Annotated in this window: 20 protein-coding genes; 5 read left to right on the forward strand and 15 right to left on the reverse strand. The window is 54.0% G+C overall.

Annotation, left to right across the window (positions count from 1 at the left end):
* Positions 1 to 78 precede the first annotated feature (78 nt).
* The gene (locus tag ccrud_RS14135) at positions 79 to 1260 is read left to right on the forward strand and encodes a DUF8176 domain-containing protein (protein WP_066570184.1); all 1182 of its coding nucleotides are present in this window, start codon (positions 79 to 81) and stop codon (positions 1258 to 1260) included.
* Here ccrud_RS14135 and ccrud_RS14140 read toward each other — a convergent pair.
* The gene (locus tag ccrud_RS14140; RefSeq protein WP_066570187.1) at positions 1257 to 2318 is read right to left on the reverse strand and encodes a hypothetical protein; all 1062 of its coding nucleotides are present in this window, start codon (positions 2316 to 2318) and stop codon (positions 1257 to 1259) included. The two genes, ccrud_RS14135 and ccrud_RS14140, sit on opposite strands and share 4 nt — an antisense overlap.
* A gap of 503 nt (positions 2319 to 2821) precedes the next feature.
* Complete coding sequence (locus ccrud_RS14145) at positions 2822 to 3787, reverse strand: replication protein RepA (RefSeq protein ID WP_066570190.1); 966 nt, start codon at positions 3785 to 3787, stop codon at positions 2822 to 2824.
* 271 nt (positions 3788 to 4058) lie between these two features.
* Between ccrud_RS14145 and ccrud_RS14150 the strand changes: the two genes are divergently transcribed.
* Both ccrud_RS14150 and ccrud_RS14155 read left to right on the forward strand, forming a co-directional pair.
* Positions 4059 to 4532, forward strand: coding sequence for a helix-turn-helix transcriptional regulator (locus ccrud_RS14150; RefSeq protein WP_066570195.1), 474 nt, complete (start codon positions 4059 to 4061; stop codon positions 4530 to 4532).
* 114 nt (positions 4533 to 4646) lie between these two features.
* Positions 4647 to 5048, forward strand: a complete 402-nt coding sequence (locus ccrud_RS14155) for a hypothetical protein (RefSeq protein WP_066570198.1) — start codon at positions 4647 to 4649, stop codon at positions 5046 to 5048.
* Here the strand turns inward: ccrud_RS14155 and ccrud_RS14160 are convergent.
* From ccrud_RS14160 to ccrud_RS14170, 3 genes are read right to left on the reverse strand one after another with little or no spacing between them, the layout of a single operon-like run.
* Positions 5045 to 5608 carry a phosphoesterase gene (locus ccrud_RS14160; RefSeq protein ID WP_066570201.1) on the reverse strand — a complete coding sequence of 188 codons (564 nt, stop codon included), beginning with the start codon at positions 5606 to 5608 and terminating at the stop codon, positions 5045 to 5047. The genes ccrud_RS14155 and ccrud_RS14160 overlap by 4 nt on opposite strands.
* Positions 5583 to 6659, reverse strand: coding sequence for a hypothetical protein (locus ccrud_RS14165; protein ID WP_066570203.1), 1077 nt, complete (start codon positions 6657 to 6659; stop codon positions 5583 to 5585). The genes ccrud_RS14160 and ccrud_RS14165 overlap by 26 nt, the downstream gene beginning before the upstream one ends.
* A 17-nt stretch (positions 6660 to 6676) precedes the next feature.
* Positions 6677 to 7174 carry an ImmA/IrrE family metallo-endopeptidase gene (locus ccrud_RS14170; RefSeq protein WP_066570205.1) on the reverse strand — a complete coding sequence of 166 codons (498 nt, stop codon included), beginning with the start codon at positions 7172 to 7174 and terminating at the stop codon, positions 6677 to 6679.
* A 362-nt stretch (positions 7175 to 7536) separates the two neighbouring features.
* On the opposite strand from ccrud_RS14170, the gene ccrud_RS14175 reads away from it, so the two are divergent.
* Both ccrud_RS14175 and ccrud_RS14180 read left to right on the forward strand, forming a co-directional pair.
* Entirely contained in the window at positions 7537 to 9024 is a 1488-nt protein-coding gene (locus tag ccrud_RS14175; protein ID WP_066570206.1) for a hypothetical protein, read from the forward strand.
* 205 nt (positions 9025 to 9229) lie between these two features.
* Positions 9230 to 11998 carry a cutinase family protein gene (locus tag ccrud_RS14180; RefSeq protein ID WP_066570207.1) on the forward strand — a complete coding sequence of 923 codons (2769 nt, stop codon included), beginning with the start codon at positions 9230 to 9232 and terminating at the stop codon, positions 11996 to 11998.
* Positions 11999 to 12093: 95 nt separating this feature from the next.
* On the opposite strand, the gene mihF is transcribed toward ccrud_RS14180, so the two are convergent.
* The 10 genes from mihF to ccrud_RS14225 form a co-directional block, all read right to left on the reverse strand.
* Positions 12094 to 12438: an integration host factor, actinobacterial type gene (gene mihF, locus ccrud_RS14185; protein ID WP_066570209.1), complete on the reverse strand. Its 345-nt coding sequence runs from the start codon at positions 12436 to 12438 to the stop codon at positions 12094 to 12096.
* Positions 12439 to 12481: 43 nt separating this feature from the next.
* Positions 12482 to 13120, reverse strand: coding sequence for a hypothetical protein (locus ccrud_RS14190; protein WP_157776039.1), 639 nt, complete (start codon positions 13118 to 13120; stop codon positions 12482 to 12484).
* A 26-nt stretch (positions 13121 to 13146) separates the two neighbouring features.
* Entirely contained in the window at positions 13147 to 13644 is a 498-nt protein-coding gene (locus ccrud_RS14195; protein WP_066570213.1) for a hypothetical protein, read from the reverse strand.
* Between the two features lie 316 nt (positions 13645 to 13960).
* A complete protein-coding gene (locus ccrud_RS14200; protein WP_157776040.1) occupies positions 13961 to 14755 on the reverse strand; it encodes a hypothetical protein in 795 nt (264 codons plus the stop codon).
* On the reverse strand, positions 14715 to 15470 hold the full coding sequence (locus ccrud_RS14205; protein WP_066570225.1) for a DUF6882 domain-containing protein: 756 nt from the start codon (positions 15468 to 15470) through the stop codon (positions 14715 to 14717). Before ccrud_RS14205 ends, ccrud_RS14200 begins: the two co-directional genes overlap by 41 nt.
* A gap of 173 nt (positions 15471 to 15643) precedes the next feature.
* Positions 15644 to 16084, reverse strand: coding sequence for a hypothetical protein (locus tag ccrud_RS14210; RefSeq protein WP_066570229.1), 441 nt, complete (start codon positions 16082 to 16084; stop codon positions 15644 to 15646).
* On the reverse strand, positions 16081 to 16404 hold the full coding sequence (locus ccrud_RS14215; RefSeq protein WP_066570231.1) for a hypothetical protein: 324 nt from the start codon (positions 16402 to 16404) through the stop codon (positions 16081 to 16083). Before ccrud_RS14215 ends, ccrud_RS14210 begins: the two co-directional genes overlap by 4 nt.
* A 149-nt stretch (positions 16405 to 16553) precedes the next feature.
* Positions 16554 to 16697: a hypothetical protein gene (locus ccrud_RS15470; RefSeq protein WP_157776042.1), complete on the reverse strand. Its 144-nt coding sequence runs from the start codon at positions 16695 to 16697 to the stop codon at positions 16554 to 16556.
* A 47-nt stretch (positions 16698 to 16744) separates the two neighbouring features.
* A complete protein-coding gene (locus ccrud_RS15475) occupies positions 16745 to 16924 on the reverse strand; it encodes a hypothetical protein (protein ID WP_157776043.1) in 180 nt (59 codons plus the stop codon).
* Between the two features lie 231 nt (positions 16925 to 17155).
* Complete coding sequence (locus tag ccrud_RS14225) at positions 17156 to 19570, reverse strand: ATP-dependent DNA helicase RecG (RefSeq protein ID WP_082868842.1); 2415 nt, start codon at positions 19568 to 19570, stop codon at positions 17156 to 17158.
* Positions 19571 to 19578 lie beyond the last annotated feature (8 nt).

Here is a 19578-nt window from a genome sequence, read left to right on the forward strand (position 1 = left end):
CCCCAACCACTATGGCCTGGCAGGCACCAGTACCTCGCCTGCCAGGCCTTTTGTAAAAATGTTGACCAAGGAGAATCCATGAGCCAGAGCGGATACAACCCTTTCGAAGATGATTCTGACAGCGACTTCGCCCCAGAATCACCCTCCAACGAGTCCGACCTTTTTGGGGACGACTCCATTTTTGGAGACGGATGGCCGGTCGAAGAACCTGATGACTTTTCCGAGGTCAACGGCACTACGACCACCAAACCCACCCCACTTGAGCGACCTCGCACACCTGCGCCACCAAGCACGCCGCAACCGCCAGCACCCGAGGTGCCCACCACCCCACGCATCATCAAAACCGAACCCGATGCGGACATCATTGATGATCCACTAAAAAACGTGAAACCCACAGACTTTGGTGATTTCACCCCACAAACCTCCCGCTTTGTCGCCCCCAGCGCCGACGCGGTTCTCACCGTCCCCTCCAAACAGTCCGCACACACCAAACTTGATGCTCCCGCAGATCCTGGCGAGCCAAAACGGTCGAAAAAAGAGCAACGCAACAACGACAAAATTGCGCGCCGTGCAGCCAAAGTGGAGAAGAAAAAGAGCGAGAAACGCCTCACCAAGCAGGAAAAAACTACAGAAAAACCACCCAAAAAAGCAGCCCCAGCACCCAAAAAAAGGTCGCTGACAAAAATAAGCACCGCAGCCGCCGTTGTCGTACTTTTGGGCGTCGGTGCAGGAGGCCTGTACTGGATGAACACTTCGCTGACCTCCCCTGGGGAAAGCACCACGGCATCCGCTGCAGAACCCACCACATCAGAACCAGTGGTCACCTCCACCACCGCTGTTCCCGAAATCACCCCACAAGACAAGCTGGACAGTACTGTCGCGGCGACCTGTGAGCGGGCGGGCGGAACTTTTGCCGATGGGGACACGAGCACACCGGAGAAGACGATCCAGGGCTTCAACTATTCGTATTTCACGAAGAAGGATGCGGTCTCCACTGCGACGTATCTTGATGATGGGCTTTTCGATTCGGTGGAATCCTTGCAGGAAGGCATTGATCACCCTGCCAACGGTGACGCTTTTTGTATCACCATCTCCCCGGAGTCGGAAACAGTGTTTGACGTGGGTGTAACCGAGTTTGTGCGCCCCGACACTGTGGATGATGAAGTGGTGTCGTGGCGTACCGATCAGACTGTGACTGTGGAGAAGCAGGGTGAGGCCTGGAAGATTGTGGAGCAGTCGATTAACACCTCCAACGCCTAGCTTCGGTACTGGTTGGCTGCCTCGGGGTGGGTGGTGGAGAATTTCATGTCCACAGCACTCATGAGGTCGATGATCGCGGAGCTGACAGCTTTTTTGGCGGTTAAATCGACTAAGTGTTGTGGCAAAGGCTCAATGATGTGGGGGCCAACAATGTGGCTGTCGATGATGCTGGCAGCCACGTCCATATCGTTTTCTGCATTATGGGGATTGGTGCAGGTTAACTCTATTTTTATGGCACGTCCGATGCCGTTTCTTGGCATGACGTAGGCGATGTGCGCGGAGACTTCCTCCCGCCATCGGCTGTAGTGCTGGTTGAGGACGTTGATCCATTTTTGTGCCGGGATGGACATGGCGGAAAGTTTTTTAATCTCAACTTTGAGGGCTTCCACTGCGATGCGGGTGGGGGTGCGTTGGCCACGGTCGAGGAGCAAGCTGACACAGGATCTGTCGCTTCGGGAGAGGAACCAGTCGTGAAGTTCTGGTGTCACATTGGGGGATGTGGCCCAGTGTTGGACGAATGCGCGGGCGGTGTCCTGTTTTGGGAGGGCTTTTAGGCGTCCCTGGATCGCCAAATCGACGTAGTTGGCGATGATGTGGTGTGCGTTTGAGCGGTTGAGGGTTTTGACGAGCGATGTGGAGGCAGCCTCATTCGTGTCTGTAAGGGCCGTAGCGACGGAAATGAGTGGTGTTACTAGTCCACCATCCATCCAGACGTGTTCGTGGCTGCGTGAGGCTTCTACGGCCATTTTCATTTCTGTAAGTGCCATGACGGCACCGCGTAGTCGTTCAGCAGATGGGCCGACTGGGGTGACGGCGGCGTCTGTGATGGCTTGGTGTTCGGCGGAGGTTGCGGCTGCAGCAGCGATCCACACGAGAGCATCTGTTTGGTGGCTGGCGACTGCGCCGTCGATACAGACAAGTTGGTGGGTTGTGGTGGGTTGTGGGTAAGTCAGGAGGTTTCCGGTGGCGTTGAGGGTGCGTTGGGCGGTGGTTTGTGAATTGGGGTCTGTTGATCCGAGGAATAGTTCTGCGTCTTGAAGGATGTCGGTTATGGGCATGGGGTGTCCTTTCGCTTGTGGTTATTGTGCAAGCGGTTGGTGGGGTGGTGCCCGGCTGGTGGGTGGGTGGGTTTTGTGCCCAATCAATCGCGGAGCGATTGTGCGGGAGGGCAACGAGCGGAGCGAGGCGACAGGTTTTTGGGTGAGGTTGCTGACTTCGTTGAGTGTGGTTTACATATAGGTATTGCATATAGGGTGCATATAGGGGGGTCGAATTTAGGGGGTTTGACCTGGCGTTTTACGGGGGTCGTGTTTCCAAATATGTTGTTCTGTGTTTCCAAATATGTCGTTTTTGGCCCTTTTTGTGTTTCCAAATATGTTGTTTGGGTTTCAGGTTTTTTGGCCGTGTTTCCAAATATGTTGTCGCCTGTGGATAACTTTTCGTGTTTCCAAATATGTTGTCGCCTGTGGATAACTTTTCGTGTTTCCAAATATGTTGTTTTTGTGGGGCATGAGAAAGTCCCCAAAACGGTGGGTGGTGCCGCTGTGGGGACTGATGGTTTCTATTTGGTGTTTCGGGTGATTTTTCTCCTGTTTTTTCGCCTCACACTGGGTGCGGTGGGTTTGAGCATGAGGCCTTTTCCCCCATCGAGGACGCTAACTTTCGCATCCGGCCAGATTTCGTGGATTTTGGCGATAGCTTTTTTCAGTTTGACCGTGAAGTTTCGTCGCGCCACCGGGTCTTGTGGATCCATTTTTGTTCCGAATTGCTGCATGAGCTGCGTTAACGGCACGATGGTGGGGCGTCGAAGATAGCTAAATCTGTAGGAGAGCCACATGAAAACGTCGAGCGCGATTACTGAGCTTTTGATGTGGCGCACAATGTCCATGTCGATGGGGACTGCGTTGTTAACCAGCATGTCGAAGAATTCTTCGGTGAGGATGACGTGGCTGTCGTGGAGGAAGCGGTGGGGATCTTCACTGTTCCAGCGGAATTTCCAGGCTTTTCCTATGAGTGTCATGTGTCCGGTGGTGATGTTATCACCGTCGTGGGTGTAGTCGCGTTGTACAGAAAGGGTGGTGCTGAAAAGTCGGAGAAGTTGGTCTCGGGCGCGGTCGGAGGTGCTGTTTTTTCCGTAGCGGGTGTCGATTCCTACGTCTCGCATGAAGGCTGCGAGGTTGGTGCCAAAGGAGATTCGGAGACGTTCTGGGTCAGTTTTGTCGTAGTCGAGGTGGTTCATTTGGGCGGCTTTGACCAGCCAACACATGATGAGACGTGGGTAAACCCCGTAGGGCAGTCCGTTGACGGAGGACATGGTGATGGTGAGGTTGCCGTTTTTGACGGTGTGGATGTGGTCGGTGGTTTTTCTGTAGGGGAAGGTGCCTTGGATTAGTGTGGCGTTGGCGTAGCCTACTGCGCTGCGTTCTTCTGGGGTGAGTTCTTGTACAACTGTTATGTTGTGTTGGCGGGCGAGTTCTTTTTCTTTTTTCTTGGTTGTTGCAGCGATTTGTTGGTGTTGTTGGGGCATTGTGTTTCCTTCCCTTAGCTTTTGGGAGGAATTTATCGGTGGGGTGTGCACGGTTGCCCGGAGTGTGTTTTGTGGCTATTTTTTTACTGTTAAGTTGTCTGATGTCCTTGCTGATTTTACCTAGTTGGATTCTTTTATTATTTCAATAAAGTAATGGTCACCTTGGTGTTTTTTGATAAGCACCTCGGGGTATGGTCACAATCAAGTAACATTCATTCCTAAGTTTCTTGGAATGTTTTTCGGCGCTCAGGCATGAAAGTTGGGATTTTTAATGAGCAAATCTAACGTGAAATTTAGTCACGAGAAATTTGCTCAACTGCGCGAACAGAAGGGGCTGACCGTCGCTGATTTCGCTGAAATCATCGACGTCAACTACAAAACGGTCTGGTTGTGGGCGAAAGGCAAAACCATCCCCAGTCTGGAATCTTTAACCATCATCGCCCATATTCTGGAATGCGATCCAGGCAGATTGATGAATATTGAACCAGGCAAAGAAACCCTCTCCGACCTGCGATACCTTAAACTGATTAGCGCTAAAGAGGTGGCAGACAACCTTGGAATTACTGTCCCCAGCTACACCGCCATTGAGCGCGGACAGTCAGCCATCAGTCCCCGCAGAGCCGCCACGCTTGCCATAATCTTGGGTTTTGATAAATCAAGAATCTATACAGCTTGGGATAATTCTCGGGCCGAGTACTTCCAAAAAATTGAGGAAAAATCTAGAAAGAAGAAACAAAGCAAATAACCCCCATTGATGGGGTGGATAAAACCCACCCCTACTTACTGGGAAAAAATATCAAAATCGCTAGTATGCTTAACATAGGGTTTGTAGACAGATCAACAAAAAGAGGGTTTTCAGATGAAACTAGCAATTCAACATCGCCTGCAATTCCTCGTTGACTACGTGTACCCCGCAGACCGTGGCCCCTACACAGCGGACGAGATAGCCGGCTTCACCGCAAAAAGCTCATTCAAAGTGTCGAGCACCGATGTCTCCAACATTCTTTCCGGAGAATTAACCGCCCCCAATGGTCATCAACTTAGGGCTTTAGCCCAAGTGTTTGAAGTTCCTATCGAATTCTTCGAAACCACCAACCAGCAAGAATGGGACAGCTACGTCACCTGGATTAAAAAAGTGCGTGAACGTCTCAGCCCCGCCGAACTGCACGCTGCACGCATCGACAATTGGTTTGAGAAAAGACAAAAACGGCGTGAACGCCGCAGAAAATCCATCCGGCAAAAAGGTGACTCCACCAGCTAAAACGCCATTAGCGTCACGCAGGACACCATTAATCCCAGCAACGCACCAACACTCACTTCCCCCACTGTGTGATGGTTTAACGCCACACGAGACCACCCAATAACCGGTACTGCAACCACCGCAAAAAGCCACAACGGTGAAACCTCACCGGCCAGGAAAACCGTCACACACAACCACAATCCCACGTGAATTGACGCTTTGATCTTCCCCACCGCTGTCATCACAGTGAACAGCACAACAAACGCCAACGCCATCAAAACACCTGTCCACACCAGCGGATCAGTGGCGAGCACGCACAACACCCCAATGAGTGCGAGAACACACACCACAATCCCCACCAGAACGGGGCCGCGCTGGCGTTTAGAGGTCACATGGTGCCCACCGACATCTTTTGAGCGCATAAGCACCAAAATCAGCACCATGGGAACAACACCAGTGCCAATGGCGGAAGCAGTCGCTGGCACCCAATTTTTGGTCACAGCCCCCAGGACGAGGAAAAACCCAATATTGATCACCCAGGGGGCAAAAATTTCACTAACTACTGATGCTGCTCGCCTCATGCGCGCCTTTCCTGGTTTTTTGGAGTTCGCGGGACACCATCACCAACCATGCTCGCTGAACGGATGTGGATGCGGCTGCAGGCAAACCCACCTTTGTTGGTAATTCACGGCCCTCAAGGTAGGCGACCAGCGTGGAAACTGGGTCGGTGGATTCACAAAATACGATTTCCACGCCATCTTTGTGGAGCATGAACCGTAGTGCGTCCATGGCGTCTGTCACGGTGTATCGTGCGCCATCACCAAAAATGAGTGACGGCGATTTGCTGGTGGAAAGCTTCTCCATCAGCGGTTGCGTCCAACGCCGGAAAAGCATTGCAGTCACAATGCGCTGTGCTGGCAGGTAAATCACTGTGGTCATCCACAGGAGTGACGCCAGTAGTCCCAGAGGGGTGCGTAAAAGGTATTGATCGGGGCCGAGTTCACCGGTATAGAAGACCTCGAAGACACCTACGGTCGCGGTTGCCGTCCACAAAATTGTGGCGACCAGCGCGGAAAAAAGGATCCTACCTGCTGTTTTCTCAGGATTATGTGGTCCAATGATTGACCACATAAAAATCACGGTGATGATCAGGAAGGTGAGGACTAGGAAGTACGTGTACAGCTGAGATGCAAAGCCTAGAGGCTGGGCTTGCGCACAGGCTTGGAACTCGGGTGTGGTCTCAAAGGCACACAAGGCGCGATTACTGATCCACGACAAGTATGCGGTGATCGGCATGATGAAAACTAGTGTTTGTGCAGGTATGGACACTTTTCTGGGAACATTGATCTTGCCCCACACCATTGAGACAGACACTAAAGATATGAACAGAAAAACGTCTTTTAGTAGTGGGGAAATCGCCCGAATGCCTACGGTGGCAGTCAGCCACTCTTCGACTGGTGGAATCATCAAAACTGCGTATCCTGCCATCGACAGGCCAATGGCAGTCAAACTGAGTGCGTACAGGGTGCTACGCCGAATCGCCACATACAGCTGAACTAAAACAATTAAGGCCAAGGCAATCGCAATGACAAGTGGAACGGTGAAGTTGTCACTAGGTGACAAGTGAAACATGGAAAAGTCCTTCTGTTTTAGGCGAGTCCGTAGATTAATTCACTGACCGCGCGGGGCCTGCCTGCACCGGGAAGGATGGTCAAGAATTCGGAAGCGAAGAATTCAGCTTCCCATTCCGACTGCATCTGCTCCTGTCTGCTAAAACACGCTGGAAGCATTTTTCTATGCAGGGCCTCAAGACCCGGTGGGCAGCTAGAAAGATCCAGATCGACCTCAACCCCTGGAATTCCTTTATGTCCCAACACCAGGTGTCCCAACTCGTGAGCCAGAGTGTGTTGGAGGGTCGCGCATCCTGGGGTGACGGAAATCCGTGCGATGTCATCGGCTACGCGGGCGCAAGCCAGCCTTCCAGTTTCTAGGGAGGCAACTTTAATTGAAATCCCTTTTAGCCCTCGAATTTTCGCTGTAGCCGCTAGGACACTTTTCAGAGACAGGCCATTCTCGTCGGAAGCTGCAGTGTGAGCCAATTCACATGCAACGCGCCTAATTTTGCGCCGTTTTTTTAAGCTCATCATTTTGATTCTCCTGCACAGATAACGGGTGCACCATAACCTACCGGGCTGCGGAAAGAAGCAAAATTCGACAGGACTGTTTATTAGCCTAAATTTTCCTGCTAGGCTAAATCTCAGCGCGCCTCAATTGTAAAGAATGCGCGTGTGATTAACTAACGCAAGGGCACATTGCCCCACTTTTGCCGACCCCAGGAGACCGTGCGCTGATCTGAATTTAACCCCTCGAATCGAGGGCCGGAAAAATTTAATAGCGGGGATACAAAAATTCCCCTCGTGGAGTGACAGCCACAAGGGGAATGAAAGTTTTTGTTTGAGGGAAGTGTCCAGCTTCTTCTCAAAATTCCCCCGAATTGAAGGGAATGACGATGCGGATCGTTGATTCCCAGGATAGTCGTACCCACTTGCCTTTGGCAAGATTTGAAGAAAAAACGGCTATGACCTGGGGTTTTTCATGCCAAATTACTCAATCTGAGAGTAATCAGGACGTAATATGTAATACAACCAAAAAATGTTCTCCTAGGATTATTGAGACACTGGAGCCTGCACAGGGTTTTTCAGGGATGTCGTTTGAGTCCGCTCTGGGAACTTGCCCCCAGGAGGCCTTGAGGCGGTTTTCGAGGCTACGCACCCTGGATGGAATTTTATGTCGCCTGCGCACGGAAAAAGGCCAAGACACTTTTAGCAAAAAGTTCCGTGGCTTGCCCCAGGGGCTGACCACGGAGCAAGAGTTAGAATGGGCGCTCCGCGAAGCGGAGGCCGATCACGACGCGGAAAGCGCTTTTACCGCGTGGGCGCACGCACTCGATCGCACTTTCAACTTGCGCCGCGATGGCCGGGCGAAATCTTTCATCCTCCCTGCCCCCGAATCGGGTCTCCGATGGCAAAGCAGGAAACTATGGATCGAGGGCGCTCTTGCCGACCCCCAGGTCACTACCGCTCCTGCCATGAAACGGATGGCCAAAAAGCACCTGCCGATTTTGCTACATGCAATTTCGGATTTTGCTGATGGTGTGACCGGCTGTGGAGTTGCCGCATCTCATGCCACTATCGCACGACGCGCGCGTCAGATCGCGGTAGAGCGACCAGAAATTGATCCTGGCGGGCGTGGAAAGCCACTGCATCAGATGACCGCCGATTCGATTGAAAAAAACGTCCGCACCCTGCGCGCGGTTCTCCGAAATACTGGTTGGGCGGTGGATTGCGCGGGTGGCCGCCACCTCACGACAGTAGAAAGATGTCTTGCAAAAATCCTTTTTGGGATCAATCAGACAAAAGTCGCGTCGGTGCAGGATTTGGTCACCCCAGAAAGAGCTTGGGTGCGGGAAGAACCCCGCGATGCACGCCCAAATTGGGCGACCTCATCCAACGCTTTTACGCTGCGTTTGGCGGCTCGAAGCCTGTGGAAAACCGCGCGGAAAATCATGTTTTCGTCCACCTATCCCGCTAGGGCTCAGGTTTCTTTTATCTTTAAGATATTCATTGGGTTACTCAAAAAAATAAAATCGTTTGAGATTCAAAAATCTGCTCCGAAGCGAAGAAAAACCAACCGCTTTGCAGGCGTCCCCGATCCCAGCCGGGAATCACAGAAAATCACCGCTGATTTGCGACAGTCGTGGGGCTGGCTCCTGCCTAAAACACGCTCCGGACAGCGAATGGATCCACGAGTCGTTGCACGCATCATCGACGAGGAAGGTGGATCACATCTCACTGCAAAAAAGATAAAAACATTCGTTGACCTGCGACTTTCTATGAATTTTTGGGAATTCAGCCCCGCCAGGATCAAGAATCGGCTGGCCTGGTTCCGCACGATTCTGCGGGATCTGCTTGGCACGCGGGGGGAAGATTTGCTGTGATTCCGCGTCGATTCTCCTACGCTTTTAGAGCTTCCCACCTGCTACCGGTTCTTCTGGTTTCTGCCTATTCTGTCACCCGCCTAAAATCGTCTGACCAGTGTGTGGACAGTCCCCTGATATGTTTTTCGCGCGGCAGGCCCTGGGCCGGTGACACCGGCAAAACGCAGCAACCTGTCGCAGATAGACCTCTTGAGAGGAGGATTCCATGAGATTTTCACAATCCCTTTCGGCGGTTGGCGCTACCTGCGCCACAGTTGCAGTTGTTTCGGGAATGCTGTCCCCTCCGGTAGCCACAGCCCAAACCGAGGACGTGTTAGCGCAGGTCGTTGACGCAATTCCTGGCGCGGTTCAGCTACCAGATCTTGATGGCCTTCCTGGAACGGCTGGTGGACTTACCGCCGAATCGGGGATTTCAGCTCTGAAACAAAACGAAATGGTACAAAACGCCTTGGCGTGGGAAACCAACACGAAAGCGCCGGTCACGGAAGTGTCCGCTGGTGTTCAGTGTGCTCCACTGATGCTGGTTGCGGTTCCTGGAACGTTTGAGATTAACCGCGATCAAAGCGCATCGGAACCGGTGGGCATGTTGGGATCATTTGCGGAGCCGCTGCAGGCGTTGGGTTCGGGGTTTTCTCAGACCTACATTGCTTATGACGCCGACGCCGGTGTGTCTGGTACAAGCTACGCGCAGTCGGTGCAACGAGGCGTTGAAAAAACGTTGGCCACAATTCAGGATGCACAAGACAACTGTGATGGTCGTGTGGTGCTGGCTGGTTTTTCCCAGGGTGCTCATATCGCTGGTGATGTGGCCACTTTGATCGGCAACCGCCAGACCGGTGTTGATCCTTCGACGGTTGCTGGTGTTGTGTTGTTCGCTGATCCTAAGCGTGACGAGAATGCGAACGTTTTGGTGGGTACTTCTGCGGAGGTTCCCACATTGCCTGCAGTGGTGGGTGATGCGGTTGAGAAGTTGATGGAAGATCCTTCGATTGCTCAGTTGCAGATGACGGCTGGCCAAGTGTCTGGCATTGCTGGCCAGTTGTTGGGCGGACAGTCTGATGCGGGTGCGGAGAAAACGTCTGCGCCGGTGGTGGCTGGTCAACAATCATCGCCTACGTCGTCGGTTACGCCGTCCCATGAGTCATCGGCTGTTGAGATGACTAATTCCTCTGCGACTGTTCAGGCCCCAACGTTTTCTTCTGCGGTGCATTCTGTTGCGGCTCCGGTGAAGGTGTCGCAGGCAAGCAACATCACGGGTTTTTCTGACACTGTTGATCCTGAGCTTCCAACTTTTGATGACAGTGATGATGACGCAACCCGCGAGGCTGCGACTGGCGTTATTGTCCCTGGTCGTTTGGGTGATTCCCCACGTCAGTCGGTGCTTGTGGATTTGTCGGATGCGGAGAAAGCATCCCTCGAATTGGGTGTTGGCCAGGTGTGGGCGACACCAGAAAACATGGCGGTGTTGGCGGATCATTCCGACATCATTGCTGAACGCACTGATTTGGTGTTCGACAAGGTGTTGGATGCGGGTACTCAAGACACGGTGGATCGTGTGTTGGGTCGTGATTTGGTGCTACAGGATCAGGTTGGCCAGGTTTATCGCGCGGGTGCGTGTGATGAATTGACGTTTGCTGACTGTGTGAGTCTGTTTAGTGGTGCCGCTGGTATCGCTGCGTTGACGCTGCAGTTGGAGACGATTGGTGATGATGTTCCATCAGATTTGGTGGGTATTCCTGCCGGTAATTTGATGGAGACCGGTTGTGTGGATGCGTCGGCGTCGGCGTGTGCTGCAACACCTGTGGCGGAGTCGTCTACGTTGCCGGTGGCGGAGTTTTCGCAGATCAGTGATGTTTCTTCGGTGGTGGGTGGAGTGTCTGGTGATGCTTCTGGTGATGTGGTGGAGTCTTCGGAGTCCACGGCGTCGGAAACCCCAACATCTGAGTCATCTGAATCGTCTGCGTCATCTGTTGCTGCAGCGGGTGCGCAGTCGCGCCCCACGACGGAACCTGCGGAGGAAGCATCGTCGTCTACGACATCAGCTGCAGCGGGTGCGGTGTCCCGCCCCACCACGTCGGAGTCGCCAACAACAGCTTCGACTACTGCTTCAACGTCGAAGAAGTATGAGGGCACGTTGGGTGGTGCGACAACAGGTGTGTCACCTGATGGTGAGGAAGTTCAGGGCATTTCCCCGATCACCATGAATGCGGTGGCTGGTGGCGGTGTCGCCGGTCAGCGTGAGCAAGGTTTTGGTGATTTGGTGGGTTCCGTGGTGTCGCTGTGTGTTCCTGGCGACATTGTTTGTTCGTTGCCTGAGAATTCGCAGTTGGCGCGTGATTTGGTTCAGATCGGTGAAAACATCAGCACCAACATGGCGGGTGTGGCGAAGGAAGCTCTTGCTGGCAACACTCGTATGGGTGGCTTGCTGGCTGTTGAGGCTGTCAACACGATTGCGCAGGTCTCTGGGCTTCCACCGCTGAAACTGTCGCCTGAGACCATTGAAATGCTGATTACGCTGGTTACGGGTGGTGCGATGATTGCAGCTGGTGATCCTACGGGTGCCGGTGTGGCGATGATTGCATCGACTATTGGACAGATGCCGCAAGCGTTGCCGGAATTGTATGCGCAGTTGCAGGATATTCCGGTGATTATTGAGGCGTTGCCTGGTGTGGCTGACAATGTTGCTCGCAACCTCGGGTTGGCGGATATTGCACAGCGTTTGGGTGTGGGCTTCGAGAATGCGGGAATGACCAATATTACTGATATTGGTAATTTGCCTGCAGCGGTAACCTCGATGGCCACCGACTTGTTGGAGGATAATTCAGGGTTGATGGATCTTGCCACCAATCCTGATTATTTGAAGACGGGTGCCCACTCCGAGGCTGGTTTCCGATCGGTTTACATCGCTGATGGGATCGAATCGTTTACATGGTCGCAGGATTGGGTGGCTGCAATTCGTGAAATGGTGTCCTAAACCGTTTTGCAGGTGGGTTGTTGCCGTTTAACACAGACAGGGCCTGAACATGTTGCCAACATGTTCAGGCCCTGCTTTTGCGTTGTGGAGGGTTTTTACAGGTGGGTGAGTCCCTGCTTCTCGTCAATGGTTCGGCACAGTTCACGGACTGATTCGAGCTGTCCTGCACCCAAGCCTTTGATGCGTCGGTTTTCTGCGATTTTGAGTCCCTGCATCGCTTCTGTGGCCTTCACTTTTCCAAGACCTGGAAGGCTCTGCAGGAATTCTGACACGCGGGTTCGAGTCAAAATTTCGTTGCTGAACGCCTGCTCCAAACCGGTGGTGGCGCTAATTTCACGCTGGCTGAGACTGTTTTTCCATGCGGCGCGTACTCGGCGGGATTCTGCGGCTTTCGCTAGTGCTGCAGCGCGTTGTTCGGCGGTGAGGGTTGGTAGTGCCATGGGATACTCCTTGAAAATGGTTGGGATGAAAAAAGGGGGTGGGTTAAACAGTGGCGGGTGCCGTGATGTTTTCTTGCGGGGTTTTCTTCACGTCGTTGTAGCGTCGAATTGTGTCAGCGATGGCGAAACAGGCAGTGACGTAGTGGTGGTCGTAGACGGAGAAGTCTGCTTCCCAGTAGAAATCTTGGGAGAGAACGGTGTCTTCGTCCCTTGCCCATTCTCGTGCAGTGTATTCGTTGTCGGTGTGGTGTGACGCTTGAGTACACAACGCTTCAACGTCGATGTTTTTGTCGTATTCTTTCGCATACGCTTCGGCTGCTTCGCGCACTCGGTGGAGGAATTGCTCGGGTGAAAACCTCTTTTCTGTGCCTCGTTGTGCGAAGCCAAGTTTTTCCGCCCAATAGTGAAAATCAATGGAGGGCATGGTGTCGTTGGTTGTCGCATGTGGATTAAAGAAATCGAACATGTCATACAGTCGGGAGAAAGTGTAGCCGTCGCCCACGTCTCCGGAAATTGCTAAATGGCCTGGCCAGGTGACAATTTCCCAGGCATATGTGTTGGTTCCTGGTGTTGCGACGCGGAGATGGCGGTACACGCCATCCTCACGGATGATGGTGAGTTCGTGATCTTTGGTGGCGTCTTTGGCGAAATAGTCCCACTCCTGTTCAAGGGTGTTGTTCATGAGGTCAAACATCGGGGTGTCCGTTTCTACGTGGTGGGGGAAATCAGCTGGGTTAACGCTTTACGCACATCATCGTCATCGTCTCGTAAACTGTTAATGACCTCCACAATCTTGCTGGCTGGCACGACCTGCTCTTCTGTAGGCGTTGGCCCGTTAGAGTCGTTGAGTTCACGAATCATCGCGGGGATATGGTTCAATGCCTCCACAAGTGGATTTGGGCGCCCCTCCCCCGCTGGATAGGCGGTGAGGTAGAGGGATAGTGGTTCGTCGTGTTCCACGCTGAACACGTCGTTGGCAGCATCAGCATCGGAGCTGTGGAACGCTTTTGCTTCCTCAAAGCTTTGGGCGAGGACGTACCATCCAACATGGTCGTTGTTGCGGAATTCGATGCCGATGTCACCTTCGTCGTTTTTGCTGACCTTTACGGTGAGGCTTCCGCCAGCCATGTTTTCTTCCACGGATTGGTGGAAGGTGGGTGCGTGTTCCACGGCCTCGGGGGCGTTGTGGGCGACAAGGTTGGTCACGGGGTCTTCTTTCTAAACGTTGTTGTTGTGGGGGGCACAATGAAAATTACGGGCCACATTTTTTCTTTGCCTGGATCATGCCCTGTTGCTTTGTCAGTATTGGACTTCTGTGGGGGTTCACGTGATTTGAATGACCACACCATGGGTGGGTGGCTAAACGGTGCTTTCTGTGGGGAATGAAAACAGTGTTGGAGTACATTCCATCTCCCATCTTTGATTCCGGTGCCACAGTCGGTGGCATGTACTTTTCCCTTTTGGGTGTTTTCAAGGGAACGCTGATTAATCTATCGAGTGGGTGTTCACATATGCCCGAACGCTATGGAGTGGGGCTGGCAAGGGTACTGACTGTGGTGTTGCCGACTTTCTGCGAGGTCAGGGTGAACAAACCAGCACAAAGACCTGCAACAACAGCGTTTGCTTCCCACCTGCGGGGCGTGGGGTGTGTCCAGGGGTGTTGTGAGGCGGACAGTAGTAGTTGCTGCCAGTGCTCAACAGGGTGGGTGTGGGGTGTGTGTGCGGTGTCGCCGCTGAGAAGCCAGGGTGGGAGCATTCCACCGGCTTTGGCCATCATGTTGATGATGTCGGTGCTGATGTGGTGGGTGTTGGGTGTGCGTACCCATTCGATGCTGCGCTGGTTGTCGAGGGTGATGGCGTGGCAGGTGTTTTCTTCGGGGAGTGCTCCGGGACTTGCGGTGTGGTCGCTGGTGGCTGCAGGTGGGGTGTGGGTGGTGTCCCAGACGAGGGTGATGCGTGGGTGAAGTGTGCTGGGAAGCTCTGGGGTGGTGGTGAACAGATGGGTGCGTGCCAGGCGTTGGACTGCGGGTGCGGTGGTGTCGTTGATGATGATTAGCTGGGAGTCGGACAGTCTGGTGGCTTGCCAGTGGCGGAGTCGTCCGGTGATGGTGTGGTTGGGGGCTGGGGGGAGTGTGCCGTAGGTGCGGGTGATCCACTGTTCGAGTGGTGCGGGGTTGGGGTCTCCTGGGGTGAGTCCGTCATGTTGGCCTCGGATTTGTTCATCCAGGTGCGCCATGGCGGCACTTTGGTCGCTGCTTAGCCAGAGGGTGGTGGCGTCACGGTCTTTGAGGTGGCGTTGGGGTGTGCTGATTTTCATGGGGATCATTGTCGCAGGGGCGTGTGCGCGGAGCTGTGGCGATCACGTATTCGTCGTGTGGCCAGCTGACATCGACTGATCCGGTGTCTGTGTGGAGTCGCATGGTGTGGGAGGTTCGGCGTTCTTGGCGCACGATGCTGCGAATGTTGGCGTAGGAAATCAGCGCCCGGCGTTTTTTGGTGACGGGAACGAGGTTGGGGGTGGTTCGTAGTGTTTGGGCGATTCCTTGGGTGGTGGGTGCGGGAAGGTCGAGGTTGGGGGTGGTGAGTGCTGCGTAGAGGATGGATCCATCTGGCATGGGGAATGCGAAGTGCCGCCAAATGCGGTGGATGATTTTTGGGGCGGTGACCAGCTGGTTCGGGGTGATTAGGGTGCGCCAGTCCCCCAGGTTGAAGCTGGTGCGGGTGAGGATGTTGATGTTGTACTGCAGTCCGAAGTCACGTACCTGCAGTGCAGCGTCGGTGTGGCGGTCGGTGATATGGGTGTCTGCCCATGCCCACGTCCAAATCTTGTTGTGGAACACGCCAATGGGATGGATGTGTGCGGTGAGGATGTGGCCGGTTCGGGTGAGGAATTCGGCGGTGCCATCTGAATGGAGCTGCCAGCGGGGTGTTTTGCCTAGTGTGGCTGCGAAGTGCAGCTGATATTCGGTGGAGGCGAGTGCGGAGTCATCGAGTGCGGCTTTGAGGTGACTGTAGGTGCCTGGCAGGTTCATGGGGCTTCTTTCGGCGGTGAATGATTGTGGGGACAGTACCACTAGGGTGTTCACGCCGCGTTGGGGTGGGAAATGCGAAACCCCCAGTGTGGGCTGGGGGTTTATGCGCTGTTCTTTGCTCTTTCGCCACGAAAAAACAGTTTTCGGTAGGTTGTCACCCACCAAAAAGAACCTCACGATGATGCGGATGGCATCGCCAATGATTTTACCATTGGGGCGTTGAAAATCATTGCGGTTGGTGAATCTGGGGTGAGTTCGAGTCGCAGACCACGTGGGGTGGCGCAGATAGCTTCTTTGGCATCCCACTCAAGGTGCCTCCACAACCGGTCGGGGATTTGGGAGCCACGGTTGAACCGTTCCACGATGTAGGTTGTGTACGATTTGCGCAGGCCAGCGTCGTTGAGGTGCCGGTATGTGTCGTTGAGGGTGAGCTTGTTTTCCTGGTTGCAGACCATTCGGCGTCGCGCACCATCGAATTCGCGGTAACTGGGAATCCGATTGTTGATGTCGAAACGGGCGGAACCGATAGCTTTGGCGAGTTCAGCGTCGCTGAATGTCAGTTTGCCTCGGACGGGGTTTTTCTGTGGCGCGTTGAAAAAGTCGATGTAGCTCACTGCTCTACCTGCCTCGTTTTGGTGCGAATGAGATTGTCGATGGTTTTTGCGATGTCTGCAGGGCTGTTCGATGGGGAATACTTGTTGTAGATGGCGTCGCGGTCAACGATGTCTGCATCGAGGCTGTGGATGCGGGTGCTATTCACTTTCCTGACTGTGACCAGGAGGTCTGGGGTGACGGTGGCTTCCCAGATCCATTTGCCGGTGGATTTGATGTAGATGACGGATTTGGGGAGGTCGTCGTAGTTGGCCAGGTGGGCGCGGCGTCGTCGGTGTTCGAGTTGGGTGGTGGTGTGGGGTGGGATGCGCATGAGCGTCATGGTGGGGTTCCTTTCAACGGATCTGTGTTTGTTTGTCTGGTTGAAAGGTTTCCAGGTGGGGTGTGTGGGGTGCCCGGAAAAGTTTTGAACCCCGCTCCTTGTTTGGGTCAAGGAGCGGGGTTCAGTGCTTGCAAACTGTGTGCCAGGTTTTAGATAGGCAGGAGAGGCAGGATGGAGCCGATGTTGCCGATTAGGGCGAGGACGCCGAGGACACCTACTGCGATGAAGCCGAGGGAGCCGAATGGGCCGTCAAGTGCGGATGATCCTGCGTCTGCGATGGAAGACAGATCCATGGATGATTCTCCTAGAAAAGGTTGATGGGTGGGTGGGGGTTGGTGGATCAGAAGAACTTGTCGAACAGCCAGCCAACCACTGGGTGCTGGGACACCTTGATGATGGTGGAGCCGGTGTTGAGCAGGGAGGAACCGGAATCGAACTCGTTGAGGCCGGTGAATTCCAGGATGGTGGAACCGAAGCCGAGTGCGCTGGAACCGACGCTGGAAAGAAGATCAGTGATCATGTGAAAACTCCTATAGAAAAAGATTTGAGATGGGGTGTGGATAGAAAAAGTGTTCTAGAAGAACGGGTTAAGCGTGGTGAAGATGTTGACTGCGAGACTGATCAGCAACGCCAGGCTGCCGAGAACTGCGCCAGCTATTAGACCCATGGTGCTTCACTCCTTTATGTGAACTCGTAGGTGCGGTGGACGAGAAACAAATTAACATTGGGGTGTTCACAAACTGCCCGATAATTAGGATTTCAGCAGGTAGTCGGCTTGATCGCCTAGTGCGAGTTGTACTTCCACCCGTAATTTCGCGTGACGTGCAAGCGAAGGATCACGTGCCAGCAACGCTTGCGCATCCTCCCGTGCAGCCATATGGATTGCTTCATCCTGAATCAGATCAGCAACGACCAAACCGGATTCTTTACCGGCCTGCGCGGTGGAAATAAGACTTCCAGGGCCACGGATTTCCAGGTCAAGGGCGGAAAGCTTGAATCCATCGTCGGTGCCACACATTGCCTCCATGCGGGCTTGTCCATCACCGACAGCTTCCCCACCAAGCCAGCATTGGCCAGCGAACTTGCCACGACCAACACGACCCCTGAGCTGGTGTAACTGCGCCAAACCAAATTTGCAGGCGTCGAGAACCACCATCACCGTGGCATTGGGAACAGACACTCCTACCTCAATGACAGTGGTGGCCACCAACACGTCCAAATCTCCGGACACGAACGCAGTCATCACAGCGGAGCGGTCTGCAGGCTTTAATTTGCCGTGCACCACCCCAATGCGAAGACCCTGCAACGCACCGTCCCGCAACTCTTCGGCGGTGGATTCTGCAGAGGCGGCCATCTTCGTTTCAGATGCTTGACCTGCAGAGTTCTGCACCAAAGGGCACACCACAAACGCTTGGCGGCCACGAGCGACCTCACCGCGGATTGCCTGCCAGCATTCCGCATCGTCATCATCGGGGGATGCTTCTGGAATCCACTGTGTGACAATGGGGCTTCGCCCAGGTGGCTTTTCATCCAGGATGGAGACATCCATGTCACCAAAAACGGTGATTGCGCTGGTACGGGGAATAGGCGTTGCGGTGGCCTGCAGTGTGTCCGGTGTTTTCCCGCCAGCGCCTTTGGTGGACAATACGGCGCGTTGATCCACACCAAAACGGTGTTGCTCGTCAATAACCACCACACCCAACTGGTGGTAGTCCACGGTGTCCTGCAACAGCGAGTGCGTGCCAACGGCGAGTTTGCAGGTGCCATCAGCAAGGTCGCGGAGCACATCTTTGCGTGGCCGTGGCAACGCTTTGGAAACCAACAGGTCTACTTGGATTCCCATGGGGGTGAGGGCTTCGCTGATTTCCTCAAAATGCTGGCGTGCCAGGATCTCTGATGGTGCGATGATGACGGCCTGGTGGCCACCCTCAACAGACATCAAGGCAGTGGCGATCAAAACGGCTGTTTTACCTGCACCCACATCACCTTGGAGAAGCCGGTTCATGGGGGCTTCGCTGTGGAGGTCTGCGCGAATATCAGCAATGGCGCGGTCTTGGGCGCCGGTCAAAGCGTAGGGAAGGGTGCGACGCCACGCATCGACAAGGGTGCCGGTGCTGCGGTGTTGGATTCCGGATTCTTTCTTCTTTGCGTGGGCGATAACCCCCAACGCTAGTTGGAGTCGGAGGAATTCGTCGTAGACGATGCGTTCACGCCCACGGGTGGCCTGAGCTGCACTTTCTGGGACGTGGATTGCTTGTAAAGCCTCTAGCCGGCCCATGACTTTTCGGCGTTCCAGCATCTCCGTGGGGATCGGATCATCAAGGCGTGGAATACGGCGTAAAGCATCGAGTGCCGCTTTGCGGAGAAGCCACGTGGTGACCTGGTGGGTGGGGGATTGCGGATAAATCGCCAACAAAGGCACGTTGGTGTCGGAAAGGCTTTCCATGATGGGGGAAGACATGGACAGAAAACCATTGAAATCGGTGACATCACCATGCACAAGAACGTTGTCGCCCTGCTTAAAACGGTGTCCCATCCACGTGGCGCGGAAAAACATGCAGCTGACATGGGTGACACCATCTGAAATGGTGAAACGCGCATACGGAGTTTTCGCGTAGTTGACGCGCTTAGAAATAACTTCCCCAATGAAGGTGACAGATTTCTGCCCCGATTGCAGTATTGACATGGGGGTTAGCTCAGAGCGGTCAAGGTAGCGGAGGGGAATTTTCATCAACAAATCCCACACGCTGCAGATGTTGGCTTTATCCAGGTTTTCCCGGTTGCTCTCCCCCACCCCATCCAAATCTGTGAGGGGAACACCACGAAGCGAATCAAGGGCGTAGTCAAACAGGATCGGTTCGCCCTGTGGCGCAAGGATTGAGGCAACGTCGCTGGTCAGCGATGCCGGGGTGGGCTTCGGCGCACCCCCAATGGTGCCAGGTTCTGGGGCGTTGGTGGGAAGCGGTGGAAGCATCGCCATATCGACACCGAGCTGCAGCGCTGTTGGGGCGTAGAAATGCACATCGGTGAGCGCCTGAACCACCAACAGTGGTGGCCAGTTTTCGCGTTTTATACCTTCATCAATAGCGGGGGTGTGGATGCCGTGAGCTGCGAGAATTGTTACAGCGCCACGTAGTCTCACATCATCTACTGGGGACAACTGCATAAAGAAAA

It is taken from the genome of Corynebacterium crudilactis (assembly GCF_001643015.1).
GTDB classification, from domain to species: domain Bacteria; phylum Actinomycetota; class Actinomycetes; order Mycobacteriales; family Mycobacteriaceae; genus Corynebacterium; species Corynebacterium crudilactis.